The organism is Enterobacter cloacae complex sp. 2022EL-00981 (genome assembly GCF_028737495.1).
Lineage (GTDB): Bacteria > Pseudomonadota > Gammaproteobacteria > Enterobacterales > Enterobacteriaceae > Enterobacter > Enterobacter cloacae.
Genome location: NZ_JAQZRK010000036.1, coordinates 23,989 through 49,343 on the forward strand (window position 1 = coordinate 23,989; position 25,355 = coordinate 49,343).

A 25,355-nucleotide genomic window follows, 5' to 3' on the forward strand; every position below is an offset into this window, starting at 1 on the left:
CTAAATGATAATGATTGCCAATCCTAACTATTGCTCATACCGATGGCAAGACTTTTGTCCTGGAGAGAGAATGCTGTGCTTAAACCGCCTGTAGCTCTTCGCTGAGCAGAATGTTATTCCGCCCAAGATGCTTTGCTTCGTAGAGGGCTTTATCTGCTTTTTCCAGCGCGCCTTCTGCGTCTTCATTCTCAAAAATGGCAATACCAATGCTGATGGTGACGTTAGTCGCGACGCGCTCATTGAACATGTGGGGGATTTTTAAGTCGTACACTTTCTGACGAATGCGCTCTGCCGTCTGGCGGGCATGTTCCAGCGAGATGTTCGTCAGCAGTACCATAAACTCTTCCCCGCCAAACCGCGCCACAATATCCCGCGAGCGTACGGCATCACGAATGGCTGCCGAGACACGGATTAACGCCTGGTCACCCATCATATGGCCGTAGTGGTCGTTATAGGCTTTGAAGTGATCGATATCCATTAGCAGGACAAAGTGTTCGCCGTTCTCTACCGCAGGCAGATTCTCCAGTCGGCTTTGCAAGCCGCGACGGTTATACAGGCCGGTAAGTGGATCCATCATGCTGAGATCGGTCAGGGTTTCTCGTTCTTCCAGTAACCGGGAGAGGAGCTCCTGAGCGAAGCGATCGTTACGTCTTTGTAGTACGTGGTGAACGCCGATAGCCACGACCGGAAGAATGAAAGAGTAGATCATTCTCAACCAGTGTTCAGAGGGGCTTAACCACAGGCAGACAATAAATGCGGGTAATGAGTGGAGCGTAAACGCTTTGATATTAATGGCGAATGCCAGCGAACCGATAAAAAGCACCGTTAATAGCGCCATGATCAAATATGTCGCCCGATCCTGCGTAATTAACGAAAATTTTAAGGCGATTTGCCAGGCCCATAAAATACCGAATATCGCTGAAACCACAGGAATATTTATCTTGCGGGTACACTTTTGCCAGTGCCAGAGCAGCAATCCGGTGCTGAGCGTAAAAATAGCCAGCAGGGGGAAAGATAACAGCTGAACAGAATAGAGCGGATTTGTTACCGAGAACACCGCTGAGGTTGCGTTCAAAAATAAAAATAAACGTAACGATAATTGATATTTGCTGTTGACCAAAGACCGCCAGGATTGTGATGTCATAGTAGTGCGTTTTTATTAAAATTTAATTAAAACAGATAAATGGGTGTTGTTTCGCAATAATGGAAGCAAAAAAATCAACGAGTAATTATCAGAGAAACTTTATGAGTAGTTAACAGGTGGGCAATTTATCACCTTAAACAATGCCTGTCATTACGGGAAAGGTAAACGGCCACGGTTTTTAATTATCGGTGCTGACAAATGATAATGCTTGTCATATGATATTGGTTATCATTATCGATTCGAAAGGGCAAACCATGTTGAACCGGGTGTTAGGAAGTGGTTGGGGGGTATTACTGCCGGGTGCCATCCTCGGCGGTCTGATGTTTGCCGATCTCTCCATTGATCTCTGGAAAGCCATCATTGTGTCAGGGCTGCTGATGACCTCAGCGATGATCTGGCATAAGCAATTACGGCACTTTGTTTTGTTGCCATCATGCGTCGCGCTGGTCAGTGGAATTCTGGTGATACTGATGAGTTTGAAATAACAGGGAATAGCAAGAAGGACTTCAGAGGGGATGCAAGATAATTGGTGCGAGGGGGGGGACTTGAACCCCCACGTCCGTAAGGACACTAACACCTGAAGCTAGCGCGTCTACCAATTCCGCCACCTTCGCACAGTTATCTTACTTTTTGATATCGCCTCGTTGGTGCGAGGGGGGGGACTTGAACCCCCACGTCCGTAAGAACACTAACACCTGAAGCTAGCGCGTCTACCAATTCCGCCACCTTCGCCCAGTGCGAGCAATATCAACGTGATTTATGGTGCGAGGGGGGGGACTTGAACCCCCACGTCCGTAAGGACACTAACACCTGAAGCTAGCGCGTCTACCAATTCCGCCACCTTCGCATACCATCGATACTGTAAAAGTATCGTAACCACGGAGGCGCATTCTAGATGTTTTGAGCTTTACGTCAATAGAAAAATGCGCGCGTTGTTTTGATTGCTGCAAAAATGGCCGGAGGGGGATGGCACTTCTCCGGCAAACAATACCCGTGGATTACTTTTTAGCCTGGCGCGTCATCACGGTACGGTAGATCTTAAAACGGCCTGTTTGCGCGATAACTTCATGGAAGCCGAAGGTTTCATCCAGCACTTTTGGGTACGGCAGAAACGCGTTGGCGACGATCCTCAGTTCCCCCCCGCTGTTCAGGTGACGTACAGCGCCACGGATCAGCGTTTGCGCTGCTTCAAGGCTGGTTTCGATGCCATCGTGGAACGGCGGATTTGAAATAATCATGTCGAACCGACCGGTAACGTCCGAGAAGACGTTGCTGGCGAAGACATCCCCTTCGAAGCCGTTTGCGGCAAGCGTCGCACGGCTGGCTTCAACTGCGGGCGCGCTGACGTCACAGAGCGTCAGGCGGACTTTTGGTGAGTGGCTTGCCAGCACCGTGGCCAGTACCCCTGCACCGCAGCCTACGTCCAGCACTTTGCCTTTGGTGTGCGGCGTCAGCGTGGAGAGCAGCAGCTTACTGCCCACGTCCAGCCCGTCACGGCTGAAAACGCCCGGAAGGGTTTTAATGGTCAGGCCATCAAGCTGATACGCATCCCAGTATGTCCCGGCATCAAAGGAAGGCTGGTTTTCCAGACGACCATGATACAGGCCGCAGCGACGGGCGCTGTCGACTTTATTGAGCGGGGCGTACGCTTCCAGCATCTGCTCTGCGCTTCGCACGCCGCTGCGGTTCTCACCGACCACGAAAATATCGCACCCGACCGGCAGCAGAGAGAGCAGATTCATCAGCTGGAACTGCGCTTCCGGTTTGTTCTTCGGCCAGTAGTAGATCAGCGTGTCGCAGTCAGCGACATCACTCTGTTCCGCCACCAGGCTAAAGCGTGCGCGCTCGCCCATCTGGCGGCTCAGCACCTGCCAGTGGTGGTAGTATTGGGTGTGGGCACGGCTTTCAGCACAGTCGAAACGCGCGGGCAGGTCATCCTGCATATCTCCGGCAAACAGAATACGGCTTTCTTCGAAATCATCACTGTGACGCAGCAAGACTTCACTTGCCGGGGTAAATGCAGACATGAATTGTTCCTCAATAAACTCAGGCGGGGATTATAGTAGGTAGATGGCGCACTTTCGACACATTTGCTATATTTGCGCGCCTGAGAGACAGGAGTTTTCGCTATGACATCCCGACGTGACTGGCAGTTGCAGCAGCTGGGTATCACCCAGTGGGCCTTGCGTCGCCCGACGGCGTTGCAGGGTGAAATCGCCATCGCCATCCCTGCGCATGTGCGTCTGGTGATGGTGGCGGAAGAACTGCCTGCCCTGAATGATGCCCTGATTGGTGATGTCCTTCGCAGCCTGAAGCTGATGGCCGACCAGGTTTTACAACTGACGCCGGACAGGGTCGCCATGCTTCCTCCTGACAGCCATTGCAACTGCTGGCGAATGGGCGAGACAAACGACATATCCCTTTCCGGGAGCCAGATCAGCTCCCCCGTGCTGGAAGAGCTGAAAGCCAACCCAAAAGCGCGAAGCGCGCTATGGCAACAAATCTGCGAATATGAACACGATTTCTTCCCTCACGACGCCTGATCTGCCTGCGGCGTATGCGATTGAAACACGCGCCCATGCGTTTCCGTGGAGCGAAAAGACACTCGCCAGCAATCAGGGCGAACGGTATCTGAACTACCGCCTGGACGTTGACGGCACCCTGGCCGCATTTGCGATAACCCAGGTCGTTCTGGATGAGGCCACGCTGTTTAATATCGCGGTGGATCCCGCGTTTCAACGCCGTGGGCTGGGAAGAGAACTGCTTACGCATCTCATTCGTGAGCTCGAAACCCGTGACGTTTTCACTCTGTGGCTGGAGGTGCGCGCGTCAAATGTCGCCGCCATCGCGCTCTATGAAAGCTTAGGCTTTAACGAGGCGACAATTCGCCGTAACTACTACCCGACCGCAGAGGGACGTGAAGACGCCATTATTATGGCTCTGCCGATTGGATAACGAAAAATAAGGTTGTAACGATGAAATGGGACTGGATTTTCTTTGACGCCGACGAAACGCTCTTTACGTTCGATTCGTTCGGTGGTCTACAGCGGATGTTTTTGGACTATAGCGTGACCTTCACCGCTGAAGATTTTCAGGACTATCAGGCGGTGAATAAACCGCTGTGGGTGGACTACCAGAACGGTGCCATCACCGCGTTACAACTGCAGCACCAGCGTTTCGATGTCTGGGCCGAACGGTTAAATGTAAGTCCAGGCGCGTTAAACGAGGCATTCCTCAATGCGATGGCCGATATCTGCGCCCCGCTGCCGGGGGCGGTTTCCCTGCTTGATTCGCTGAAAGGCAAGGTCAAACTGGGGATCATCACCAACGGTTTTACCGCGCTGCAGCAGATTCGCCTTGAGCGCACGGGCCTGCGCGATCATTTCGACGCGCTGGTGATCTCAGAAGAGGTGGGCGTGCCGAAGCCGGATCCGCGTATTTTTGATTATGCACTGGCGCAAGCCGGCAACCCCGATCGCGACCGTGTGCTGATGGTGGGTGATACCGCGGAGTCGGATATTCTGGGCGGCATGAATTCTGGTCTGTCCACCGTCTGGTTGAATGCGCATGGCCGCGTGAAGCCAGAAGGTATTGAGCCAACCTGGACCGTAACGTCGTTGAACGAACTGGAGCAGCTCCTGTGTAAACAATGATTGCCTGCCCCCCATTGATGGGTAAAATAGCCGCATTTTTCGTATTCCATGATGCGCGGCCTGCTGTCGCGCTTATATAAGAAGATTTGATTATGACGTTGTCTCCTTATCTGCAAGAGGTGGCCAAACGCCGCACTTTTGCCATTATCTCGCACCCGGATGCCGGTAAAACCACCATCACCGAGAAGGTGCTGCTGTTCGGACAGGCCATCCAGACCGCCGGTACCGTTAAGGGCCGTGGCTCCAGCCAGCACGCAAAATCTGACTGGATGGAGATGGAAAAACAGCGTGGTATTTCGATTACCACCTCCGTGATGCAGTTCCCGTATCACGACTGCCTGGTGAACCTGCTGGACACCCCAGGCCACGAAGACTTCTCCGAAGATACCTACCGTACGCTGACGGCGGTGGACTGCTGCCTGATGGTGATCGACGCCGCAAAAGGTGTAGAAGACCGTACCCGTAAGCTGATGGAAGTGACCCGTCTGCGCGATACGCCAATCCTCACCTTTATGAACAAACTCGACCGTGACATCCGTGATCCGATGGAGCTGATGGATGAAGTGGAAAACGAGCTGAAGATTGCCTGTGCGCCCATCACCTGGCCAATTGGCTGCGGTAAGCTGTTTAAAGGTGTTTACCACCTTTATAAAGACGAAACCTATCTGTATCAGACAGGTAAAGGCCACACCATTCAGGAAGTGCGCATCGTGAAAGGTCTGGATAACCCGGATCTGGACGCCGCGGTGGGTGACGAGCTGGCTGCACAGCTGCGTGACGAGCTGGAGCTGGTGAAAGGCGCATCTCATGAGTTCGATAAAGAGCTGTTCCTGAGCGGCGAAATTACCCCGGTCTTCTTTGGTACTGCTCTGGGTAACTTCGGCGTCGACCATATGCTCGACGGTCTGGTAGAGTGGGCGCCGCAGCCGATGCCACGTAAAACCGACACCCGTGAAGTGGAAGCGAAAGAAGAGAAGTTCACCGGCTTCGTCTTTAAAATTCAGGCCAATATGGACCCGAAACACCGCGACCGCGTGGCCTTTATGCGCGTGGTGTCCGGCAAGTATGAAAAGGGCATGAAGCTGCGTCAGGTGCGTATCGGTAAAGATGTGGTGATCTCCGACGCGCTGACCTTCATGGCGGGCGACCGTTCGCACGTGGAAGAAGCGTATCCGGGTGACATTATCGGTCTGCATAACCATGGCACCATCCAGATCGGTGATACCTTCACGCAGGGCGAAATGATGAAGTTCACCGGGATTCCGAACTTCGCGCCAGAGCTGTTCCGCCGCATTCGCCTGAAAGATCCGCTGAAGCAGAAACAGCTGCTGAAAGGGCTGGTGCAGCTTTCCGAAGAGGGTGCTGTGCAGGTCTTCCGTCCAATCGCGAACAACGACCTGATCGTGGGTGCGGTGGGTGTGCTGCAGTTCGACGTGGTGGTTGCGCGTCTGAAGAGCGAATACAACGTGGAAGCGATTTACGAATCGGTCAACGTGGCGACCGCGCGCTGGGTTGAATGTGCTGACGTGAAGAAATTCGAGGAGTTCAAGCGTAAGAACGAAGTTCAGCTGGCGCTGGATGGCGGTGATAATCTGACCTATATCGCCCCAACCATGGTTAACCTGAATCTGACGCAGGAACGTTATCCTGACGTACAGTTCCGCAAAACGCGCGAACACTAATCCCCTCTCAGAGCACGGCAGCCGCCGTGCTTTTCTTTATTTCCTGTCTTATTAGTCCCTTGCGGAATGTTCTTAATTCATCGCATTTTCGCGCTTTTTGCTCGTTTTTTGCCCGAAACTGAAAGCACCTCTGTGAGAGTGATCTATATTTAACTCAGTGTTTAGCTCCGGGCGTGGATGAATAAACTGTTCAATGCATGACTTTAGGTTCTCCATTTTGCCCGTGTATCTATTCGCAATATATAAAACTACTAAGGAAGTATGTAGCCCGAATAACGGGCAAAACACAGGAATACATCGATGAATATGACAAGACTGAAGATTTCTAAAACTCTGCTGGCGGTGACATTGGGTAGCGTTCTGGTAAGCGGCTCCGCTCTGGCGGAATCCAGCACCATGGATAAAGCGCAAAACACCGCTAATACCGCAGGGGAAAAAATCGATAGCTCTATGAATAAAGTCGGTAATTTCATGGATGACAGCTCGATCACAGCAAAAGTGAAAGCCGCGCTGGTAGATGATGAAGCTATCAAGAGCACCGATATTTCCGTAAAAACCGAGCAAAAAGTTGTCACCCTGAGTGGCTTTGTTGAAAGCCAGGCCCAGGCCGAACAGGCCGTCAAAGTGGCGAAGGGTGTTGAGGGCGTTGCGTCTGTAAGTGACAAACTGCACGTCCGTGACAGCAAAAACGCGTCGGTGAAAGGCTATGCAGGCGATGCCGCTACGACCAGCGAAATCAAAGCTAAACTTTTAGCAGATGACATCGTGCCATCGCGTAAAGTCAAAGTGGAAACCACCGACGGTGTGGTTCAGCTTTCCGGTACGGTAGATTCTCAGGCGCAAATTGACCGCGCCGAATCCATTGCGAAAGCAATTGATGGTGTGAAAAGCGTTAAAAACGATCTGAAAACGAAGTAAACCTGCACGATTCGCCCGACAGGCCAGCCCTGCGGGCGAAATAAAAATGACTCTGGAAAAACGCCGGTGAGTGACCTGAGCGCTCATATTTAGCGGCCGACATTAACTATGGTAAAGGAGAGGCTTATGTTTCGTTGGGGCATTATATTTCTGGTTATCGCGTTAATTGCCGCCGCTTTGGGCTTTGGCGGACTGGCGGGTACAGCGGCCTGGGCAGCTAAAATTGTCTTCGTTGTCGGTATCATCCTGTTCCTGGTGAGCCTGTTTACGGGACGCAGACGTCCGTAGCAAACGCAATATTCCTTAAACAAAAAAAAGCCAGTCGTGATGACTGGCTTTTTCTTATTTGCGTTGCTGGTCGGGTGCGTTACTGTGGAGAGAGAAAATAATCAAAACAGGAAAGCAGAGGTGGGGCAACGAATTCCCGTTACGCTCGGCAATATTGCGCCGCTGACGTTAAAACCGTTTCGTGCTGGTCAACTTGCGCTGGTTTGCGAGGGGGGCGGGCAGCGCGGCATTTTTACCGCCGGCGTGCTGGATGAATTTATGCGCGCGCAATTCAACCCGTTTGACCTTTACTTCGGCACGTCTGCCGGGGCGCAGAACCTGTCTGCCTATGTCTGTAACCAGCCTGGCTACGCGCGAAAAGTCATTATGCGCTACACCACGGCGAAAGAATTTTTTAACCCGGTGCGCTTCGTGCGCGGCGGCAACCTGATCGATCTCGACTGGCTGCTGGAATCCACCTCCAGCCAGATGCCGCTGGCGATGGATACCGCCGCACGCCTGTTTGATAGCGGCAAAGCGTTCTGGATGTGCGCCAGCCGGGGCGATGATTATTCCCCGGGCTATTTCTCTCCGCAAAAAGAGAACTGGCTGGATATCATCCGTGCCTCCAGCGCCATTCCCGGCTTTTATCGGACCGGCGCGCTGCTGGACGGCATCAGCTATCTCGACGGCGGCATCAGTGACGCGGTGCCGGTGCAGGAAGCGGCCCGGCGGGGGGCAAAAACCATTGTGGTGATCCGCACTGTGCCGTCGCAAATGTACTACACGCCGCAGTGGTTTAAACGGATGGAGCGCTGGTTGGGCGACAGCAGTCTGCAGCCGCTGGTGAATATCGCGAAGCAGCATGAAACCACCTACGGCGCGATGCAACGCTTTATCGAAAAACCGCCGGGTAAGCTGCGTATTTTTGAAATTTATCCGCCGAAACCGCTGGTCAGTATGGCGCTCGGCAGCCGTGTCCCTGCGTTGCGTGCAGATTATAAAACGGGACGGCTGTGCGGTCGCTACTTCCTGGCGACGGTCGGAAAAATGCTGGCAGAGCAACCGCCGCTGCATCGGCACAAACACATTATTACGCCGCCTGCGATTGTGGCTAACGATCCGCTGACCGTGCCGCTGGTGGATGTCCCGCAGGCGAATGACGCTTTACTGGATAACGAGGATCTGGCGTGACGCACCGCTTTGTTGATACCCACTGCCACTTTGATTTTCCGCCGTTTACGGGGGACGAGACGCAGAGCATTGAGCGCGCCGCTCAGGCGGGTATCCACGCGATGATTGTGCCTGCAATCGAAGTGGACAGATTCGAGCGCGTGCTCGATCTCGCCCGCCGCCATGATGCGCTGTACGCCGCGCTGGGTCTGCATCCTATAGTGATAGAACACCATCTGGACGAACATCTCGACGTACTGGATGCGGCGCTGCAAACCCGCGAAAACAAACTGGTCGCGATGGGTGAGATCGGCCTCGATCTCTATCGCGATAATCCGCAGTTTGAACGCCAGCAGACGATCTTTGATGCCCAGCTCAGGCTGGCAAAGCGTCACGATCTGCCGGTGATCCTCCACTCACGACGTACGCACGACAAACTGGCGATGCACCTGAAACGCATCGATCTGCCGCGAAAAGGAGTGGTGCACGGTTTCTCCGGTAGCCTGCAGCAGGCGCAGCGTTTTATTGAACTGGGCTATAAGATTGGCGTGGGCGGTACCATTACCTATCCCCGGGCCAGCAAAACGCGCAACGTAATGGCACAGCTACCGCTGTCTGCTCTGTTACTGGAAACGGATGCTCCTGATATGCCGTTAAACGGTTTTCAGGGGCAGCCGAACCGCCCGGAACAGGCGGCACGCGTGTTTACCACGCTGTGTGAACTGCGTGAGGAGCCGGAAACGGAGATTGCAGATGCGCTGCTGGAAAATACCCGCGCGCTGTTTGGCATCACGCTATAGGTAAAGTGCCGGGCGGATCACCGTGATGTGCTGTTTTTCGAGCGCCAGCGCCAGCGGCTCGATGTCCTCCGGTGTAGCGCTGCGCCATGACGCCGCCTCGCCGTAAACCCCGTGCGCGTGAAACGCGTTAATGCGTACCGGCACATTCCCCAGCCCGAGGATAAATGTTGTCAGGGGCTTAAGATGCTCCAGATAATCGCACTGCTCAGGGATCACCAGTAAACGCAGTTCCGTCAGCCGCTGATGCTGCGCCAGCCAGCGAATGCTTTGCTTAATCTGCGGGTTTTCGCGTCCGGTCAGCACGCGGTGATGTTCGTTTCCCCAGGCCTTGAGATCCACCATCGCGCCATCCAGTACCGGCAGCAGCCTTTGCCAGCCGGTTTACCCCAGCAGACCGTTGCTGTCCACCAGACACGTCAGGTGGCGCAGGGCGGGATCCGTTTTGATCGCCGTGAACAGGGCGATCAAAAACGGCAACTGGGTGGTGGCTTCGCCGCCGCTCACGGTAACCCCTTCAATAAAAGGGGCGGCTTTACGGACCTGCGCGAGGATCTCTTCCACGCTCAGGCGCTGCGCCATTGGCGTTGCCTGCTGCTGGCACAGATGCAGGCAGGTATCGCACTGCTGGCACTGACTCTCCTGCCACCAGACGCGCCCGGCCTGAATGTTCAGTGCATCGTGCGGGCAGTGGGGCACGCAGTCGCCGCAGTCGTTGCAGCGCCCGATGGTCCACGGGTTGTGGCAGGTTTTACAGCGCAGGTTACAGCCCTGCAGGAAGAGGGCCAGGCGGCTGCCCGGCCCGTCCACGCAGGAGAAGGGGATAACCTGACTAACTAAAGCGCATCTGCTGTTCATGGCTAATCACGCGCGGCTGACGATCCAGAATGCGGGTATTGCGTGCGGCTTCTTCGCCAAGCCAGGTGGTATTGGTGCGCGATCCGGCTTCGCGATACTGTGCCAGATCCGACAGCCGCACCATATAGCCGGTCACGCGCACCAGATCGTTACCGGTTACGTTGGCGGTAAATTCCCGCATACCGGCCTTAAACGCCCCCAGGCACAGCTGCACGACCGCCTGCGGATTGCGTTTTACTGTCTCATCCAGCGTCAGAATGTCGCTGATCCCGGCGGAGTAGTGCGGGTGATGCGGCGCCACGGCCAGCAGATGAGTGATGGGATCCGGCTCGTCGCCGTACGGCAGACGCGCACCCGGAGTGGTACCGACATCTGAACTTATTCCCGACTGTGCATGGAGCATCGCACGTTGTTTCCAGCCGTATTTAACCGGCGTGTTTTCCACAAACGCCGCCAGCTGCTCGCTGATGCGATAGCTCAGCGCGTTAGCCTGCTCGCTCTTACCGTAACGGCCGTCGATACCCGCTTTTTCGCAAAGCGTATTCACCGCCTCTGCCATGCCGTACATGCCAAACATCGGTACAAAGCGATCGGCATCAATCAGCCCCTCTTTCACCAGGAAGCTATTCTCAAAGAAGCCGGACTGTTGATAGAGAAACGCGCAGCGGGCATCAATGATGGCCATTTGTTGCTGGCAGTAGTGCGGCAACATACGCGTGAAGAAATCGTCGGGTGACGCGCTGTGTTCAGCAATCGCCCGCAGATTGAGGCGGACCAGCGTGCTGCCGCCGCCCGCCAGCGGCAGCGAGTTGTAACAGCTCACGATGCCATAGCGGCCTTTTGTGAAAATTTTATCATTCACCGGGCCATGGGAAATATGCGGTTTGCTGCATTCACAGATATTTTTTGCCACCTCAAGCAGGAGATCGTCCGGCGTCACGTCCGGGTCATAAATAAACGTCAGATTCGGTGCAGCCTGCTTCAATTCTGCATCGGCACGCAAAATGGCGCGGGTGATGGGGGTATCTGCCGGACCGATGTTGACGTGCGTAAAGGCGTCCGGCAACGTTCTGTCGAGATAGCGCCAGAAACGTTTTATTCGGCTATCGATCGCTTCTTGTGTTAGAATTCTAACATAGGGTTGCAGTAAGGCATCAAGGTGACCGAGATAGACCGGCATTGATGTTACTGACGGCACATGATGGTAGAGAATGGTTAACAGCGAGAGCGCGTCATCCAGATCTTTCGCCCCCTCCAGCTCCAGCCATTCTGAACCTTTAGCCAGAAACGTTGCGTAATCCGGCAGAACATAACGGGGTTTATAGGGCGCGTGGCCTTCAAACATGTCGCAGATAAATCCCTTGTCCAGCGCGGCACGAGCCGCCTCAGGAAGTGCCGGATAAGGCAGATTGTTTTCCGCTTCCAGCGCCAGAAAATGACGCTTCTGTTCCGGGGTTAATACCGGGCTTGTCACAATGTGCTGGCAACGTTGTTGCAGGGCGTCGGGGCTGGCGTGGGGCATGTTCGCTTCCTTGATTGTTCTGCGGATGATGAACGGATTGTAGGAAGCCATCCCGTCAGGGCTTTTGATCTGACGAGGGGAATCGCTGCATTCGTCAGCAGTTCACGCATTAAAATTTGAAGCAGATCTCATTACAGTAATGCAAATTTGTACGTAGTTTTCATTAACTGTGATGAATGTCGAAGTGTGAATGCGGGTGGATGTTAGAATATTCACAGACCCGCAAGGTAAAATTGATACGGCACCGCCGTTGGAGAATGTTATGACCGATTTAACTGCAAGCAGCCTGCGCGCGTTGAAACTGATGGACCTGACCACCCTGAACGATGACGACACCAATGAAAAAGTCATCGCCCTGTGTCATCAGGCGAAAACGCCAGTGGGCAACACTGCCGCTGTCTGCATCTATCCGCGCTTTATCCCGATTGCCCGCAAAACGCTGAAAGAGCAGGGTACCCCGGACGTGCGCATTGCAACCGTAACTAACTTCCCGCACGGCAACGACGATATCGAGATCGCGCTGGCGGAAACCCGCGCGGCGATTGCCTACGGCGCAGACGAAGTTGACGTGGTATTCCCGTACCGTGCGCTGATCGCGGGCAACGAGCAGGTGGGCTTTGACCTGGTGAAAGCCTGTAAAGACGCCTGCGCGGCGGCAAACGTGCTGCTGAAAGTGATCATCGAAACTGGCGAACTGAAAGAAGAAGCGCTGATTCGTAAAGCGTCCGAAATCTCCATCAAAGCCGGTGCGGATTTCATTAAAACCTCTACCGGTAAAGTGCCGGTGAATGCGACCCCGGAAAGCGCACGCATCATGATGGAAGTGATCCGCGATATGGGCGTGTCCAAAACCGTGGGCTTTAAACCGGCGGGCGGCGTGCGTACTGCGGAAGACGCGCAGCAGTTCCTGGCGATTGCCGACGAGCTGTTCGGCGAAGAGTGGGCGGACTCACGTCACTACCGCTTCGGCGCGTCCAGCCTGCTGGCAAGCCTGCTGAAAGCGCTGGGTCATGGCGACGGTAAGAGCGCCAGCAGCTACTAAGTTTGAATTGCCGGGTGGCGCTACGCTTACCCGGCCTACAGGATCGTGGTCGGGTATATCGTACCCGCCATCATTCACCCGATTCCTCATGGGGGTTACCGTGTTTCTCGCACAAGAAATTATTCGTAAAAAACGTGATGGTCATGCATTAAGCGACGAAGAGATCCGCTTCTTTATCAACGGCATTCGAGATAACACCATCTCAGAAGGGCAGATTGCAGCCCTGGCGATGACCATCTTCTTCCACGATATGTCGATGCCTGAGCGTGTCTCGTTGACCATGGCGATGCGAGATTCAGGAACCGTACTGGACTGGAAGAGCCTCAACCTCAACGGTCCGATTGTTGATAAACACTCCACCGGCGGCGTAGGCGATGTAACGTCTCTGATGCTCGGCCCCATGGTGGCGGCCTGCGGCGGTTATATCCCGATGATCTCCGGGCGCGGCCTGGGACACACCGGCGGTACGCTCGACAAACTGGAAGCCATTCCGGGCTTCGATATCTTCCCGGATGACAACCGCTTCCGCGAAATTATTAAAGACGTTGGCGTGGCGATCATCGGCCAGACCAGCTCGCTTGCCCCGGCAGACAAGCGCTTCTACGCAACCCGCGATATCACCGCAACCGTTGACTCCATCCCGCTGATCACCGCCTCTATTCTGGCGAAGAAACTGGCAGAAGGGCTGGACGCGCTGGTAATGGACGTAAAAGTGGGCAGCGGCGCGTTTATGCCAACCTATGAACTCTCTGCTCAGCTTGCTGAAGCGATCGTTGGCGTTGCCAACGGCGCAGGCGTGCGCACCACCGCACTGCTGACGGACATGAATCAGGTGCTGGCCTCCAGCGCCGGTAACGCCGTCGAAGTGCGCGAAGCCGTTCAGTTCCTGACAGGCGAATACCGTAACCCACGACTGTTCGACGTGACCATGGCGCTGTGCGTCGAGATGCTGATTTCAGGCAAACTGGCGAAAGACGACGCTGACGCGCGTGCGAAGCTGCAGGCGGTGCTGGATAACGGCAAAGCGGCAGAGATCTTTGGCCGCATGGTTTCGGCGCAAAAAGGCCCGACCGACTTCGTGGAAAACTACGCGAAATACCTGCCGACCGCGACGCTCAGCAAAGCCGTTTATGCCGATAGCGAAGGTTTCGTCTCTGCTATGGACACCCGTGCACTGGGTATGGCGGTGGTCTCGATGGGCGGCGGCCGTCGTCAGGCATCGGACACCATTGATTACAGCGTTGGCTTTACCGATATGGCCCGTCTGGGTGACAGCGTTGACGGAGAACGTCCGCTGGCGGTGATCCACGCCAAAGACGAAGCCAGCTGGCAGGAGGCGGCGAAGGCGGTGAAAGCGGCTATTACGCTTGCTGATAAAGCACCAGAAAGCTCGCCTTCGGTCTATCGTCGTATCACCGAATAGCGGTATACTGATCTGATCAATCATTTTTAGCACTACGTACGGAGAACAATTATGAAACGTGCATTTATTATGGTGCTGGACTCATTCGGCATCGGCGCAACCGAAGATGCAGAACGTTTTGGTGACGTGGGTTCCGATACCATGGGTCACATCGCGGAAGCCTGTGCGAAAGGCGAAGCGGACAACGGTCGTAAAGGCCCTCTGACTCTGCCCAATCTGACCCGCCTCGGTCTGGTGAAAGCGCATGAAGGTTCTACCGGTAAAATCGCTGCCGGTATGGACGGCAACGCGGAAGTGGTGGGCGCTTACGCCTGGGCGCATGAGCTCTCTTCCGGTAAAGACACCCCGTCTGGACACTGGGAAATCGCCGGTGTGCCGGTTCTGTTTGACTGGGGCTACTTCTCCGATCACGAGAACAGCTTCCCGCAGGAGCTGCTCGATAAGCTGGTGAAACGCGCCAACCTGCCGGGCTACCTCGGTAACTGCCACTCTTCCGGTACCGTGATTCTGGATCAGCTCGGCGAAGAGCACATGAAAACCGGTAAGCCGATTTTCTACACCTCTGCTGACTCCGTATTCCAGATTGCCTGCCACGAAGAGACGTTTGGCCTGGATAAACTGTACGAGCTGTGCGAAATCGCCCGTGAAGAGCTGACCGAAGGCGGCTACAACATTGGTCGTGTTATCGCGCGTCCGTTTATCGGCGACAAAGCGGGTAACTTCCAGCGTACCGGTAACCGTCACGACCTGGCCGTTGAGCCACCGGCACCTACCGTGCTGCAGAAACTGGTTGATGAGAAAGGCGGTCACGTGGTTTCCGTGGGTAAAATCGCCGATATCTACGCCAACTGCGGTATTACCAAAAAGGTGAAAGCCACCGGCCTGGATGCGCTGTTTGACGCGACCGTCAAAGAGATGAAAGAAGCGGGTGATAACACCATCGTCTTCACCAACTTCGTCGACTTCGACTCCTCCTGGGGCCACCGTCGCGACGTGGCTGGTTATGCGGCCGGTCTGGAGCTGTTCGACCGTCGTCTGCCAGAGCTGATGGAACTGGTGGGTGAAGATGACATTCTAATCCTGACCGCTGACCATGGCTGTGACCCAACCTGGACCGGTACTGACCACACCCGTGAGCACATTCCGGTGCTGGTGTACGGCCCGAAAGTGAAACCGGGCTCGCTGGGTCACCGTGAAACCTTCGCTGACATCGGCCAGACGATTGCGAAATATTTTGGCACGTCTGACATGGAATATGGCAAGGCGATGTTCTGAGTTATGTTGGGTGCGGCCTGATGCCCTCACCCCAACCCTCTCCCACGGGAGATACGGGTGCGGCCTGATGCCCTCACCCCAACCCTCTCCCACGGGAGATACGGGTGCGGCCTGATGCCCTCACCCCAACCCTCTCCCACAGGGAGAGGGAGATACTAAATGAAAAGGAACTGAAGATGGCAACTCCTCACATTAACGCAGAAATGGGTGATTTCGCTGACGTCGTATTGATGCCGGGCGACCCGCTGCGCGCGAAACACATTGCAGAAACTTTCCTGGAAGACGTGCGTGAAGTGAACAACGTTCGCGGCATGCTGGGCTTCACCGGAACGTACAAAGGCCGCAAAATCTCCGTGATGGGCCACGGTATGGGTATCCCATCCTGCTCCATCTACACCAAAGAGCTGATCACCGATTTCGGCGTGAAGAAAATCATCCGTGTTGGCTCCTGCGGCGCGGTGCGCATGGACGTTAAACTGCGTGACGTGGTGATTGGTATGGGTGCCTGCACCGATTCCAAAGTCAACCGTATGCGTTTCAAAGATCACGACTTCGCGGCGATTGCTGACTTCGGCATGGTGCGTAACGCGGTTGACGCGGCTAAAGCGCTGGGCGTTGATGCTCGCGTGGGTAACCTGTTCTCTGCGGATCTGTTCTATGCGCCGGACGGCGGCGAGATGTTCGACGTGATGGAAAAATACGGCATCCTGGGCGTGGAAATGGAAGCGGCGGGCATCTACGGCGTCGCGGCTGAGTTCGGTGCGAAAGCGCTGACCATCTGCACCGTGTCTGACCACATCCGTACCCACGAGCAGACCACGGCTGCTGAGCGTCAGACCACCTTCAACGACATGATCAAAATCGCGCTGGAATCCGTTCTGCTGGGCGATAAAGAGTAATACAGAATGAAAGAGTGTAGCCCTGGCTACACTCTTTTTTGTTCTTCACACCTTAAAGATAAACAAGGCTGATTGTTGCCTGCCCGTCAATTGTGGTGTCATCGGTCAGGGCGAGCGATGTTGTATCCTGAACGGCCAGCGCGACGCGCAGCGGGAATACCGCATTGGTAAAGGCCACTGGATCGACGCCTGAGCTACCTGCTACCGTGTAAACCATGCCGTCATGTCGAACCGGCGCACTGTCGCCCACCATCTGGCCCCATGCATAACTTCCGGTGGAGTTGGCACCTGAAATCATCCCCGTGGTATTTCCGTCCGCAGTGACGTTGCTCAGTTGCATCGTAACGGAATATGCCCCCAGATTTACACCCTTCGAGGTTTTACCCGCGCCGAAAAGGCTATTACTGCTCCACACCGAACCAGAACCACTCCAGTCGGTATTTTCGACAATCAAATTCTGTCTGGAATCCGCACGATCGTCGATAATACTCCAGCCTACTTTTGTCGGGGCAACGCAGTTAATAGAGAACGACAGATCTTTATTGCCAAGTTGGTTAGTCTGCGTGGCAGACATATTACCGATATTCGTCGTGCCGAAATCCACAATACCGCCGCCACTCAGGGAGGGGGTACATGCTGAGTTAGTTAAAACACCCGAGACTTTTAATACTGCAGTTTCCGCAGCATGGGCGGCAGACGACATAATCACAGCAACAGACGCTGCTAAAAGAAGTTTTTTCATGTTTAATCCTTAACATTAATTATGAGGAACATCACTTGTTCCTCTGTGTCGGGATTTTCTTATGCGCTGTGCTATTTCGTCTATTTAATCTATTTACATTAGAAATGTGATTTTTTTAAAAAACACTTTTTTGAATATTATTACTCTTAATTATTTTACTTCCCGAGCGATCCATTCCGATAACTCTCTTAATTCCCTTTCCTGTTGAGGAAAATCCCCCAGCAGCGCATCGCATTCCTGCTGCAGCATATCCGACCGATACAAACAGCCCTGCAAACGAGCCGCCAGCGCCTCTAACGGCGCCGGGTTAAGGCTGTCCGTAAATACCTGCGTGCGGGTGATATGACCTTTCTCTACGTCAAAGTGCAGCTCCACGCCGCCCCAGGTAAAGCGTTCGTCCAGCAGATGCGAAAAGGCAGGCGCCTGACCAAAGTTCCACTCCCAGCTGCTCTGGCGGGCAAAGGTCTCGGCGAAATTGGGCAGATCCGGGGTTTTATCCGGGGAGATCACCTCTGCCTCTACGCGCTCACCGTAATGGGCAAAGAAGGCTTCCTGGATCGCCTCGCAGATTTGCGCGTGAGTGATGTCCGGCAGAAGCTCAACCAGGTTGGCCACGCGCCCCCGCACGGAAGTGATCCCTTTGGCTTGCAGTTTTTTCTTGTCGGGATTCAGGTAGTTCGCCAGACGGCTGAGATCGGCGTTAAGAAGAAGGGTGCCGTGGTGGAAGCCGCGATCCAGTGTTTCGCGATAGGCTGAGCCTGACACTTTGCGATCTCCATCGGGCGTTTTGACCACCAGATCGTTACGCCCGGAGGCTTCTGCCGTCACGCCGAGCGAATTGAGTGCGTTGAGGACAATGGACGTTGAAATGGTCTTGTCGTATTCCGGCTTACCCGCCATAAAGGTAAAGCAGGTATTGCCCAGATCGTGGAATACCGCACCACCGCCGCTGCTGCGGCGCGCCAGACGGACGTTGTCCTCTTCCATACGCCGGGTGTTACACTCTTTCCACGGATTCTGCGCGCGGCCAATGACCACCGTGTCGGCATTGCGCCAGAGAAACAGCACGCGTTGGGTGGCGGGCATCTGGCGGAAGATGCACTCTTCCACCGCAAGATTAAACCACGGATCGTAAGAGTCAGAGAGCAGCAGGCGTAACGTCGTCATGGCAGAGTTCCTTTTCCGAATCATCAGCCTACTTTATCACTAATCTTTCTTTTCGCTCTCTTCGTCTTCAGGAACAGATTTGCTGGCGGTCAGCAGGAAGGGCGACTGCTGCCAGCGGGTGCGCTTGCCCTGCAGCAAGGTGCGGGCCAGTACCACGCCAATGGCGAGGGAGAGCAGGAGCATCAGACGGAGTATATTGGTGGTGTTATCCACCTGTTTGGCTTCCGTGGGCAGGGTATGGGTGTCGAGCGTCAGGCGCAGATACCCCAGCGGACCATTTTTGCCCTGAATAGGTTCGACGATCTGTTGGTTAAAGTAGCCCCCGGCTTTTTTACCGTCCAGCGCCAGCCTGTCGCGTACGTCAACATGCTCGCCCGCGCGGGCAATCAGATCGCCTTTTTCATCGTAGACACCGGCATCCAGGATACGGCTGTTCTCGGTTAACTGACGCAAAACCTGGCTGATGCGTTTGTCATCCGGCGTTTCGGTACGCATAGCGGGCGCGACGTTAAGCGTAACCTCACGCGCCAGCGTGCGGGCCAGCTCCTCAAACTGCGGATTCCGTTGCCGTTGATGATTCTGGCTAAACCACGACGCCCCTTGCATCAGCACCACTAACAGGGCGAGACAGAAAAGGACGATCACGGCGCGATGAAGCCGGAATTTCAGTTTTGCGCGAGCCATATTCCACCTGCTGAAAATTTACGGCTTAATGTTGCCAGAAGTGATGGTTACAGGGTAGCCTCATGCGTTATTTTCCCTCTGGAACCTTCCGGCGCGAACGAAATTACAGGAGCTTCAATGCCGAACATTACCTGGTGCGACCTGCCAACGGATGTCTCTTTATGGCCAGGATTGCCGCTCTCTTTAAGTGGCGATGAGGTGATGCCTCTGGATTACCACGCTGGCCGTAGCGGCTGGCTGCTGTACGGACGCGGCCTGGATAAGCAACGCCTTACCCAATATCAAACTAAACTGGGTGCGGCGATGGTGATTGTCGCCGCCTGGTGTGTGGAAGATTATCAGGTCATTCGCCTGGCCGGTTCCCTGACGCAGCGCGCGACGCGTCTGGCGCACGACGCCGGGCTGGACGTTGCCCCGCTGGGTAAAATCCCGCATCTGAAAACGCCGGGTCTGCTGGTGATGGATATGGACTCTACCGCCATCCAGATTGAGTGTATCGATGAGATTGCCAAACTGGCGGGCAGCGGCGAACTGGTGGCGGAAGTGACCGAGCGCGCGATGCGCGGCGAGCTGGATTTTACTGCCAGTTTGAGACAGCGCGTGGCGACCCTCAAAGGGGCCGATGCCAATATCCTGCGTCAGGTGCGCGATGAACTGCCGCTGATGCCCGGGCTGACGCAACTGGTGCTGAAGCTCCAGTCGCTGGGCTGGAAAGTGGCGATCGCTTCCGGTGGCTTTACCTTCTTCGCGGATTACCTGCGGGAAAAACTGCATCTGACCACCGTGGTCGCCAACGAGCTGGAGATCATGGACGGTAAGCTGACCGGGCAGGTGCTTGGCGATATCGTGGATGCGCAATACAAAGCCAATACGCTGAGCCGACTGGCCGAGAAATATGAAATTCCGGTTGCCCAGACCGTTGCCATTGGCGATGGCGCAAACGATCTGCCGATGATCAAAGTTGCCGGTCTTGGCATTGCCTACCATGCCAAGCCAAAAGTGAATGAAAAGACGGAAGTGACAATCCGTCACGCTGACCTGATGGGTGTATTCTGCATCCTCTCCGGCAGCCTGAATCAGAAATAACGGTATGCGATTGTAGGCCGGGTAAGCGTTAGCGTCACCCGGCGCGCAGGCCGCACTGAAATAACGAGGTAAACCGTGGCTAAAGCCCCAAAACGCGCATTTGTCTGTAATGAATGTGGTGCGGATTATCCGCGCTGGCAGGGGCAATGCAGCGCCTGTCATGCCTGGAACACCATCACCGAAGTGCGTGGTGTGGCGGCTTCGCCGAGTGTGGCCCGCAATGAACGCCTGAGCGGCTATGCGGGTAATGCCGGTGTGGCAAAAGTCCAAAAACTGTCAGAAATCAGTCTGGAAGCGTTGCCGCGCTTCTCCACCGGCTTCAAAGAATTTGACCGCGTGCTTGGCGGCGGCGTGGTGCCGGGCAGTGCGATCCTGATCGGCGGTAACCCGGGAGCGGGTAAATCGACCCTGCTGCTGCAAACGCTCTGCAAGCTCGCCGAGCAGATGAAAACCCTGTACGTCACTGGCGAAGAGTCCCTGCAGCAGGTGGCGATGCGAGCACACCGTCTGGGTCTGCCTACCGGCAATCTGAATATGCTGTCGGAAACCAGCATTGAGCAGATCTGCATGATTGCCGAAGAAGAGCAGCCGAAGCTGATGGTGATTGACTCCATCCAGGTGATGCACATGGCGGATATTCAATCCTCGCCGGGCAGCGTGGCGCAGGTGCGTGAGACCGCCGCGTATCTGACGCGTTTTGCCAAAACCCGCGGCGTGGCGATTGTGATGGTCGGCCACGTTACCAAAGACGGCTCCCTGGCGGGGCCAAAAGTGCTTGAGCACTGTATCGACTGCTCCGTGATGCTCGACGGCGACGCAGACTCCCGCTTCCGTACCCTGCGCAGCCACAAAAACCGCTTTGGTGCGGTGAATGAACTGGGCGTATTTGCCATGACCGAGCAGGGGCTGCGCGAAGTCAGCAACCCGTCGGCCATCTTCCTGAGCCGGGGAGATGAAGTCACCTCCGGCAGTTCGGTGATGGTGCTGTGGGAGGGGACGCGCCCGCTGCTCGTTGAAATTCAGGCGCTGGTGGATCACTCGATGATGGGTAACCCGCGGCGCGTGGCGGTCGGTCTGGAACAGAACCGTCTGGCGATCCTGCTGGCGGTGCTACACCGTCATGGTGGCCTGCAAATGGCCGATCAGGATGTCTTCGTCAACGTGGTCGGGGGCGTGAAAGTTTCAGAGACCAGTGCCGATCTGGCGCTGCTGCTGGCGATGGTCTCCAGTCTGCGCGACAGACCGCTGCCGCAGGATTTGGTGGTCTTCGGCGAAGTGGGGCTGGCCGGGGAGATCCGCCCGGTGCCCAGCGGCCAGGAGCGCATCTCCGAGGCGGCGAAACATGGCTTCCGCCGGGCGATTGTGCCGGCGGCCAACGTGCCGAAGAAGATCCCCGAAGGGATGCAGGTCTTTGGCGTTAAAAAACTCGCAGATGCGTTAAATGTCTTTGACGACTTATAATTACGTATTCGATTTTGCAGGAGGCACCGTAATTTATGTCATCATTTGACTACATCAAGACCGCAATCCGTCAGAAAGGCTGCACGCTACAGCAGGTGGCTGACGCCAGCGGCATGACGAAAGGCTATCTTAGCCAGTTGCTGAACGCCAAAATCAAAAGCCCCAGCGCGCAAAAGCTGGAAGCGTTACATCGCTTTCTGGGGCTTGAATTCCCGCGTATGCAAAAGAACATCGGCGTGGTGTTTGGTAAGTTTTACCCGCTGCATACCGGCCATATCTACCTGATCCAGCGCGCCTGTAGCCAGGTCGACGAGCTGCACATCATCATGGGTTACGATGAAACCCGGGACCGTCAGCTGTTTGAAGACAGCGCCATGTCGCAGCAGCCGACGGTGCCGGATCGCCTGCGCTGGCTGCTTCAGACCTTCAAATATCAGAAAAACATTCGCATTCATGCCTTTAACGAAGAGGGCATGGAGCCGTATCCACACGGCTGGGACGTGTGGAGCAACGGCATTAAAGCGTTTATGGAAGAGAAGGGCATTGCGCCCAACTGGATCTACACCTCTGAAGAGTCCGACGCACCGCAGTTCCGCGAGCATCTGGGCATTGAAACGGTGCTGATCGATCCGAAGCGTACATTCATGAATATCAGCGGGGCGCAGATCCGCGAAAACCCGTTCCGCTACTGGGATTACATCCCGACCGAAGTGAAGCCGTTCTTTGTGCGCACAGTTGCGATTTTGGGCGGTGAATCCAGCGGGAAATCGACGCTGGTTAACAAGCTGGCAAATATCTTCAATACCACCAGCGCGTGGGAATACGGACGTGATTATGTCTTTTCCCATCTGGGGGGAGACGAGATGGCGCTGCAGTATTCTGATTACGACAAAATCGCGCTAGGCCATGCTCAGTATATTGATTTCGCGGTGAAATACGCCAACAAAGTGGCCTTCATCGACACCGATTTTGTCACCACACAAGCTTTCTGTAAGAAGTATGAAGGACGCGAGCACCCGTTCGTACAGGCGCTGATCGATGAATATCGCTTCGACCTGGTGATCCTGCTGGAAAACAACACGCCGTGGGTCGCCGACGGGATGCGCAGCCTCGGTAGCTCAGTGGACAGAAAAGAGTTCCAGACGATGCTGGTGGAGATGCTTCACGAGAACAACGTGGAGTTTGTCCACGTTGAAGCGTCGGATTACGACACCCGTTTCCTGCGCTGCGTCGAGCTGGTGAAGGAGATGATGGGGGAGCAGGGGTAAAGTCACAGGCTTGCCCCTCTCCCTAACCCTCTCCCCATGGGGGAGAGGGGATCGTACGGAGCTGTCTTTACCCTCTCCCCCGTGGGGAGAGGGCAGGGTGAGGGGGAATTATCCACTCAGAACGCAACCACCACCTTCCCGCGCATATGCCCGTCCAGCACTTTGCGGTGGGCCTCGGTAATGCTTTCCACGCTCAGCCCGTGCAGCGTTTCGCTGAGCGAGCTCTCCACTACGCCGTTATCCACCAGCTTTGCCACCTCGTTTAAGATCTCACCCTGACGCGCCATATCGGCAGTCTGGTACATGCTGCGGGTGTACATGAATTCCCAGTGCAGGGCGGCGGATTTGGATTTCAGCTTGTCCTGGTTCAGCGGGTGCGCATTTTCGACGATGGAGCAGATGTGCCCCTGCGGCGCAATCAGTTCGCTGGCCGCATCCCAGTGGCCATCGGTATCATTGAGGATGAAAATGTAATCCACAAAGGTGATGCCCTGTTTGGCCAGTTCACCTTGCAGATCGCGATAATTCACCACCAGATCCGCGCCGCGATCGCGACACCACCGGGCAGAATCTTCCCGCGATGCGGTGGCGATCACTCTGACTTTGCTGTTGTGTTTTGCAAACGGGATCGCCAGGGAGCCCACGCCGCCGGCACCGCCGATGATCAGCAGCGTTTTGTCCGATCCGGCATCCTGAATGTTCAGGCGCTCAAACAACCCTTCCCAGGCGGTGAGCGCGGTCAGCGGCAATGCGGCGGCAGCATCCCAGCCAAGGCTTGTCGGTTTGTGTCCGACAATGCGTGCATCAATCAGCTGGTGCGTGGCATTACTGCCCGGACGGGTAATGTCGCCCGCGTACCATACTTCGTCGCCCGGTTTGAAGCCGGTGACGCTTGCCCCAACCGCTTTGACGATCCCGCTGGCATCCCAGCCGAGAATGCGCGGATCCTTGAGGCCATTTTTAGCAATACTCGCGTGGACTTTAGTATCAACCGGGTTAATTGAGACGGCCTTCACTTCCACCAACAGATCGTGCTCGCCAGGCTGCGGCATGGGTTGGGAAATTTCAATGAAAGCAGCGGGATTTTCTGGGTTAACGGCAATGGCTTTAACAGACATGATCAACTCCTCAATGGAATGCGTTTTGTTGAGGCTAGTCTATTAAGTGGTCATGCGCATGATAAGATGGACAATCAAGAACGGAGTGTTCGTATGGGGTGAACAATCATGTTTAAACAGCTTCAGGATATGGCGCTGTTTGCGCTGGTGGCGGAGATGGGGAGTTTTACCGCCGCAGCGCAGAAAGCAGACCTGCCGAAATCCAGCGTTAGCCAGCGGATTAGCCAGCTTGAGCAGCAGGTGGGGATCCGCCTGCTAAACCGCACCACGCGCAGGTTGAATTTGACCTTTGCGGGGGAGCACTATCTGGTGCATTGTCGCGAGATGCTGGCGGCCAGCGAAAGGGCGGAGTATGCCATTCAGCGGCTGCGTGAAAACCCCAGCGGGCGGCTTCGTATCACTTGCCCGGCGGGCATTGGCGCGACATTACTGGCACACCTGAATGCCGAGTTTCAGCTCCGCTATCCTGACGTTTCGCTGGATGTCTCTATTTCTGACGATGTGCTCGATCTGGTGGAGTCTGGTTTTGACGTGGCGCTGCGTACCGGTAAACCGCAGGACTCCTCGCTGATTGGCCGCATGATTGGCCACTGTCCGCGCTATATGCTGGCATCACCGGAATATCTGGCACGCCGGGAGCCGCTGCACCATCCCCGCCAGCTGGTGGATCACCGTTGTATTACCCACAAGGCCTGGTCTGAATGGCTCCTGCAAAGCGAGAGTGAGGATTACCGCTATCTGCCGGACAATGCGCATATGACGGATAATCTTGTGTATGCTCGTGAGTGCGCGGTAGCTGGTGCGGGGATCACACTCTTACCCGCTTTTTTGCTGGAAGATAAAATTGAAAAAGGGGCGCTGGTGCAGGTGCTACCGGAGTGGAACGTTGAAGGAAACGATCTCTGGCTCGCCTATCCGAGCCGTAAGCTCAATTCGCCCGCGCTGATGAGCTATATCGAGTTTGCAATGCAGTGTGATGAGGTGAGGCGGTTTTACGTGGGTGGGTGATTATGTGCGGCCTGTTGCCCTCACCCTGACCCTCTCCCACCGGGCTGAGGGATCCCCAGTAATATGGTCATGCCACCATGACCATATTACTGTACTCTTTTCCCAGCTTTTTCATCTCGTTAACTATATTCAGCCGTCTCACTTTCCCGGGCTCATGCCGGATGACTT

At 55.2% G+C, this 25,355-nt stretch carries 24 protein-coding genes, 3 tRNA genes and 1 pseudogene; 17 read left to right on the top strand and 11 right to left on the bottom strand.

Annotated elements, in window-relative coordinates:
• Window positions 1–79 precede the first annotated feature (79 nt).
• Window positions 80–1,144, bottom strand: a complete 1,065-nt coding sequence (locus PUZ33_RS21970) for a GGDEF domain-containing protein (protein WP_058681501.1) — start codon at window positions 1,142–1,144, stop codon at window positions 80–82.
• Between the two features lie 215 nt (window positions 1,145–1,359).
• On the opposite strand from PUZ33_RS21970, the gene PUZ33_RS21975 reads away from it, so the two are divergent.
• Entirely contained in the window at window positions 1,360–1,629 is a 270-nt protein-coding gene (locus PUZ33_RS21975; RefSeq protein ID WP_058681502.1) for a DUF1435 domain-containing protein, read from the top strand.
• A 42-nt stretch (window positions 1,630–1,671) separates the two neighbouring features.
• Here PUZ33_RS21975 and PUZ33_RS21980 read toward each other — a convergent pair.
• From PUZ33_RS21980 to rsmC, 4 genes are all read right to left on the bottom strand, one after another.
• A tRNA-Leu gene (locus PUZ33_RS21980) sits at window positions 1,672–1,758 on the bottom strand.
• 31 nt (window positions 1,759–1,789) lie between these two features.
• Window positions 1,790–1,876: transfer RNA gene (locus PUZ33_RS21985), tRNA-Leu, on the bottom strand.
• A gap of 28 nt (window positions 1,877–1,904) precedes the next feature.
• Window positions 1,905–1,991, bottom strand: a tRNA-Leu gene (locus PUZ33_RS21990).
• Between the two features lie 151 nt (window positions 1,992–2,142).
• Entirely contained in the window at window positions 2,143–3,171 is a 1,029-nt protein-coding gene (gene rsmC, locus PUZ33_RS21995; RefSeq protein ID WP_058681503.1) for a 16S rRNA (guanine(1207)-N(2))-methyltransferase RsmC, read from the bottom strand.
• Between the two features lie 102 nt (window positions 3,172–3,273).
• Here rsmC and PUZ33_RS22000 point away from each other — a divergent pair, with 102 nt between their 5' ends.
• From PUZ33_RS22000 to PUZ33_RS22035, 8 genes are all read left to right on the top strand, one after another.
• Window positions 3,274–3,687, top strand: coding sequence for a DNA polymerase III subunit psi (locus PUZ33_RS22000; protein ID WP_062676633.1), 414 nt, complete (start codon window positions 3,274–3,276; stop codon window positions 3,685–3,687).
• Window positions 3,656–4,099, top strand: coding sequence for a ribosomal protein S18-alanine N-acetyltransferase (rimI, locus tag PUZ33_RS22005; protein ID WP_013095481.1), 444 nt, complete (start codon window positions 3,656–3,658; stop codon window positions 4,097–4,099). The genes PUZ33_RS22000 and rimI overlap by 32 nt, the downstream gene beginning before the upstream one ends.
• 20 nt (window positions 4,100–4,119) lie before the next feature.
• Window positions 4,120–4,797 carry a pyrimidine 5'-nucleotidase gene (yjjG, locus tag PUZ33_RS22010; protein ID WP_020684451.1) on the top strand — a complete coding sequence of 226 codons (678 nt, stop codon included), beginning with the start codon at window positions 4,120–4,122 and terminating at the stop codon, window positions 4,795–4,797.
• Between the two features lie 92 nt (window positions 4,798–4,889).
• Window positions 4,890–6,479: a peptide chain release factor 3 gene (prfC, locus tag PUZ33_RS22015; protein WP_023621922.1), complete on the top strand. Its 1,590-nt coding sequence runs from the start codon at window positions 4,890–4,892 to the stop codon at window positions 6,477–6,479.
• Window positions 6,480–6,779: 300 nt separating this feature from the next.
• Entirely contained in the window at window positions 6,780–7,397 is a 618-nt protein-coding gene (gene osmY, locus PUZ33_RS22020) for a molecular chaperone OsmY (protein WP_013095484.1), read from the top strand.
• Window positions 7,398–7,523: 126 nt separating this feature from the next.
• Window positions 7,524–7,685, top strand: a complete 162-nt coding sequence (locus tag PUZ33_RS22025) for a DUF1328 domain-containing protein (protein WP_003856556.1) — start codon at window positions 7,524–7,526, stop codon at window positions 7,683–7,685.
• 120 nt (window positions 7,686–7,805) lie between these two features.
• On the top strand, window positions 7,806–8,858 hold the full coding sequence (locus PUZ33_RS22030; RefSeq protein WP_013095485.1) for a patatin-like phospholipase family protein: 1,053 nt from the start codon (window positions 7,806–7,808) through the stop codon (window positions 8,856–8,858).
• Window positions 8,855–9,637: a TatD family hydrolase gene (locus PUZ33_RS22035; RefSeq protein ID WP_058681505.1), complete on the top strand. Its 783-nt coding sequence runs from the start codon at window positions 8,855–8,857 to the stop codon at window positions 9,635–9,637. The genes PUZ33_RS22030 and PUZ33_RS22035 overlap by 4 nt, the downstream gene beginning before the upstream one ends.
• Here PUZ33_RS22035 and PUZ33_RS22040 read toward each other — a convergent pair.
• Window positions 9,632–10,492 (bottom strand): annotated as a pseudogene (locus PUZ33_RS22040) (YjjW family glycine radical enzyme activase). The gene PUZ33_RS22035 and the pseudogene PUZ33_RS22040 overlap by 6 nt on opposite strands.
• Window positions 10,467–12,014: a YjjI family glycine radical enzyme gene (locus PUZ33_RS22045; RefSeq protein ID WP_058681506.1), complete on the bottom strand. Its 1,548-nt coding sequence runs from the start codon at window positions 12,012–12,014 to the stop codon at window positions 10,467–10,469. The pseudogene PUZ33_RS22040 and the gene PUZ33_RS22045 overlap by 26 nt, the downstream one beginning before the upstream one ends.
• Before the next feature lie 262 nt (window positions 12,015–12,276).
• Here PUZ33_RS22045 and deoC point away from each other — a divergent pair, with 262 nt between their 5' ends.
• The 4 genes from deoC (at window position 12,277) to deoD (ending at window position 16,653) form a co-directional block, all read left to right on the top strand.
• On the top strand, window positions 12,277–13,056 hold the full coding sequence (gene deoC / locus PUZ33_RS22050) for a deoxyribose-phosphate aldolase (protein WP_013095489.1): 780 nt from the start codon (window positions 12,277–12,279) through the stop codon (window positions 13,054–13,056).
• 100 nt (window positions 13,057–13,156) lie between these two features.
• Entirely contained in the window at window positions 13,157–14,479 is a 1,323-nt protein-coding gene (gene deoA, locus PUZ33_RS22055) for a thymidine phosphorylase (RefSeq protein WP_058681553.1), read from the top strand.
• Window positions 14,480–14,530: 51 nt separating this feature from the next.
• Window positions 14,531–15,754: a phosphopentomutase gene (gene deoB, locus PUZ33_RS22060; protein ID WP_013095491.1), complete on the top strand. Its 1,224-nt coding sequence runs from the start codon at window positions 14,531–14,533 to the stop codon at window positions 15,752–15,754.
• A gap of 176 nt (window positions 15,755–15,930) precedes the next feature.
• A complete protein-coding gene (deoD, locus tag PUZ33_RS22065) occupies window positions 15,931–16,653 on the top strand; it encodes a purine-nucleoside phosphorylase (protein WP_013095492.1) in 723 nt (240 codons plus the stop codon).
• A 52-nt stretch (window positions 16,654–16,705) separates the two neighbouring features.
• On the opposite strand, the gene PUZ33_RS22070 is transcribed toward deoD, so the two are convergent.
• The 3 genes from PUZ33_RS22070 to PUZ33_RS22080 all read right to left on the bottom strand — a co-directional run bounded on the left by PUZ33_RS22070 (window position 16,706) and on the right by PUZ33_RS22080 (window position 19,246).
• Window positions 16,706–17,395, bottom strand: coding sequence for a DUF1120 domain-containing protein (locus tag PUZ33_RS22070; RefSeq protein WP_058681507.1), 690 nt, complete (start codon window positions 17,393–17,395; stop codon window positions 16,706–16,708).
• A 150-nt stretch (window positions 17,396–17,545) separates the two neighbouring features.
• The gene (gene lplA / locus PUZ33_RS22075) at window positions 17,546–18,562 is read right to left on the bottom strand and encodes a lipoate--protein ligase LplA (protein ID WP_058681508.1); all 1,017 of its coding nucleotides are present in this window, start codon (window positions 18,560–18,562) and stop codon (window positions 17,546–17,548) included.
• 39 nt (window positions 18,563–18,601) lie between these two features.
• A complete protein-coding gene (locus PUZ33_RS22080; RefSeq protein WP_058681509.1) occupies window positions 18,602–19,246 on the bottom strand; it encodes a YtjB family periplasmic protein in 645 nt (214 codons plus the stop codon).
• Window positions 19,247–19,363: 117 nt separating this feature from the next.
• Here PUZ33_RS22080 and serB point away from each other — a divergent pair, with 117 nt between their 5' ends.
• The 3 genes from serB to nadR all read left to right on the top strand — a co-directional run bounded on the left by serB (window position 19,364) and on the right by nadR (window position 23,061).
• The gene (gene serB, locus PUZ33_RS22085) at window positions 19,364–20,332 is read left to right on the top strand and encodes a phosphoserine phosphatase (RefSeq protein ID WP_013095495.1); all 969 of its coding nucleotides are present in this window, start codon (window positions 19,364–19,366) and stop codon (window positions 20,330–20,332) included.
• Between the two features lie 75 nt (window positions 20,333–20,407).
• The gene (gene radA, locus PUZ33_RS22090) at window positions 20,408–21,793 is read left to right on the top strand and encodes a DNA repair protein RadA (RefSeq protein WP_013095496.1); all 1,386 of its coding nucleotides are present in this window, start codon (window positions 20,408–20,410) and stop codon (window positions 21,791–21,793) included.
• A gap of 35 nt (window positions 21,794–21,828) precedes the next feature.
• The gene (gene nadR, locus PUZ33_RS22095) at window positions 21,829–23,061 is read left to right on the top strand and encodes a multifunctional transcriptional regulator/nicotinamide-nucleotide adenylyltransferase/ribosylnicotinamide kinase NadR (protein WP_014830583.1); all 1,233 of its coding nucleotides are present in this window, start codon (window positions 21,829–21,831) and stop codon (window positions 23,059–23,061) included.
• A gap of 116 nt (window positions 23,062–23,177) precedes the next feature.
• Here the strand turns inward: nadR and PUZ33_RS22100 are convergent, their stop codons facing one another.
• Entirely contained in the window at window positions 23,178–24,179 is a 1,002-nt protein-coding gene (locus PUZ33_RS22100; RefSeq protein WP_058681510.1) for a zinc-binding alcohol dehydrogenase family protein, read from the bottom strand.
• Between the two features lie 108 nt (window positions 24,180–24,287).
• Here PUZ33_RS22100 and PUZ33_RS22105 point away from each other — a divergent pair, with 108 nt between their 5' ends.
• Window positions 24,288–25,187, top strand: coding sequence for a LysR family transcriptional regulator (locus tag PUZ33_RS22105; RefSeq protein WP_058681511.1), 900 nt, complete (start codon window positions 24,288–24,290; stop codon window positions 25,185–25,187).
• The last annotated feature ends 168 nt before the right edge of the window (window positions 25,188–25,355 follow it).

What these genes read in the sequence shown, in the direction of transcription:
- PUZ33_RS21970 (WP_058681501.1), bottom strand. Translation starts at nt 1,144, where the DNA reads ATGACATCACAATCCTGGCGGTCTTTGGTCAACAGCAAATATCAATTA.
- PUZ33_RS21975 (WP_058681502.1), top strand. Translation starts at nt 1,360, where the DNA reads ATGATATTGGTTATCATTATCGATTCGAAAGGGCAAACCATGTTGAAC.
- rsmC (WP_058681503.1), bottom strand. Translation starts at nt 3,171, where the DNA reads ATGTCTGCATTTACCCCGGCAAGTGAAGTCTTGCTGCGTCACAGTGAT.
- PUZ33_RS22000 (WP_062676633.1), top strand. Translation starts at nt 3,274, where the DNA reads ATGACATCCCGACGTGACTGGCAGTTGCAGCAGCTGGGTATCACCCAG.
- rimI (WP_013095481.1), top strand. Translation starts at nt 3,656, where the DNA reads ATGAACACGATTTCTTCCCTCACGACGCCTGATCTGCCTGCGGCGTAT.
- yjjG (WP_020684451.1), top strand. Translation starts at nt 4,120, where the DNA reads ATGAAATGGGACTGGATTTTCTTTGACGCCGACGAAACGCTCTTTACG.
- prfC (WP_023621922.1), top strand. Translation starts at nt 4,890, where the DNA reads ATGACGTTGTCTCCTTATCTGCAAGAGGTGGCCAAACGCCGCACTTTT.
- osmY (WP_013095484.1), top strand. Translation starts at nt 6,780, where the DNA reads ATGAATATGACAAGACTGAAGATTTCTAAAACTCTGCTGGCGGTGACA.
- PUZ33_RS22025 (WP_003856556.1), top strand. Translation starts at nt 7,524, where the DNA reads ATGTTTCGTTGGGGCATTATATTTCTGGTTATCGCGTTAATTGCCGCC.
- PUZ33_RS22045 (WP_058681506.1), bottom strand. Translation starts at nt 12,014, where the DNA reads ATGCCCCACGCCAGCCCCGACGCCCTGCAACAACGTTGCCAGCACATT.
- deoC (WP_013095489.1), top strand. Translation starts at nt 12,277, where the DNA reads ATGACCGATTTAACTGCAAGCAGCCTGCGCGCGTTGAAACTGATGGAC.
- deoB (WP_013095491.1), top strand. Translation starts at nt 14,531, where the DNA reads ATGAAACGTGCATTTATTATGGTGCTGGACTCATTCGGCATCGGCGCA.
- deoD (WP_013095492.1), top strand. Translation starts at nt 15,931, where the DNA reads ATGGCAACTCCTCACATTAACGCAGAAATGGGTGATTTCGCTGACGTC.
- PUZ33_RS22070 (WP_058681507.1), bottom strand. Translation starts at nt 17,395, where the DNA reads ATGAAAAAACTTCTTTTAGCAGCGTCTGTTGCTGTGATTATGTCGTCT.
- lplA (WP_058681508.1), bottom strand. Translation starts at nt 18,562, where the DNA reads ATGACGACGTTACGCCTGCTGCTCTCTGACTCTTACGATCCGTGGTTT.
- PUZ33_RS22080 (WP_058681509.1), bottom strand. Translation starts at nt 19,246, where the DNA reads ATGGCTCGCGCAAAACTGAAATTCCGGCTTCATCGCGCCGTGATCGTC.
- serB (WP_013095495.1), top strand. Translation starts at nt 19,364, where the DNA reads ATGCCGAACATTACCTGGTGCGACCTGCCAACGGATGTCTCTTTATGG.
- nadR (WP_014830583.1), top strand. Translation starts at nt 21,829, where the DNA reads ATGTCATCATTTGACTACATCAAGACCGCAATCCGTCAGAAAGGCTGC.
- PUZ33_RS22100 (WP_058681510.1), bottom strand. Translation starts at nt 24,179, where the DNA reads ATGTCTGTTAAAGCCATTGCCGTTAACCCAGAAAATCCCGCTGCTTTC.
- PUZ33_RS22105 (WP_058681511.1), top strand. Translation starts at nt 24,288, where the DNA reads ATGTTTAAACAGCTTCAGGATATGGCGCTGTTTGCGCTGGTGGCGGAG.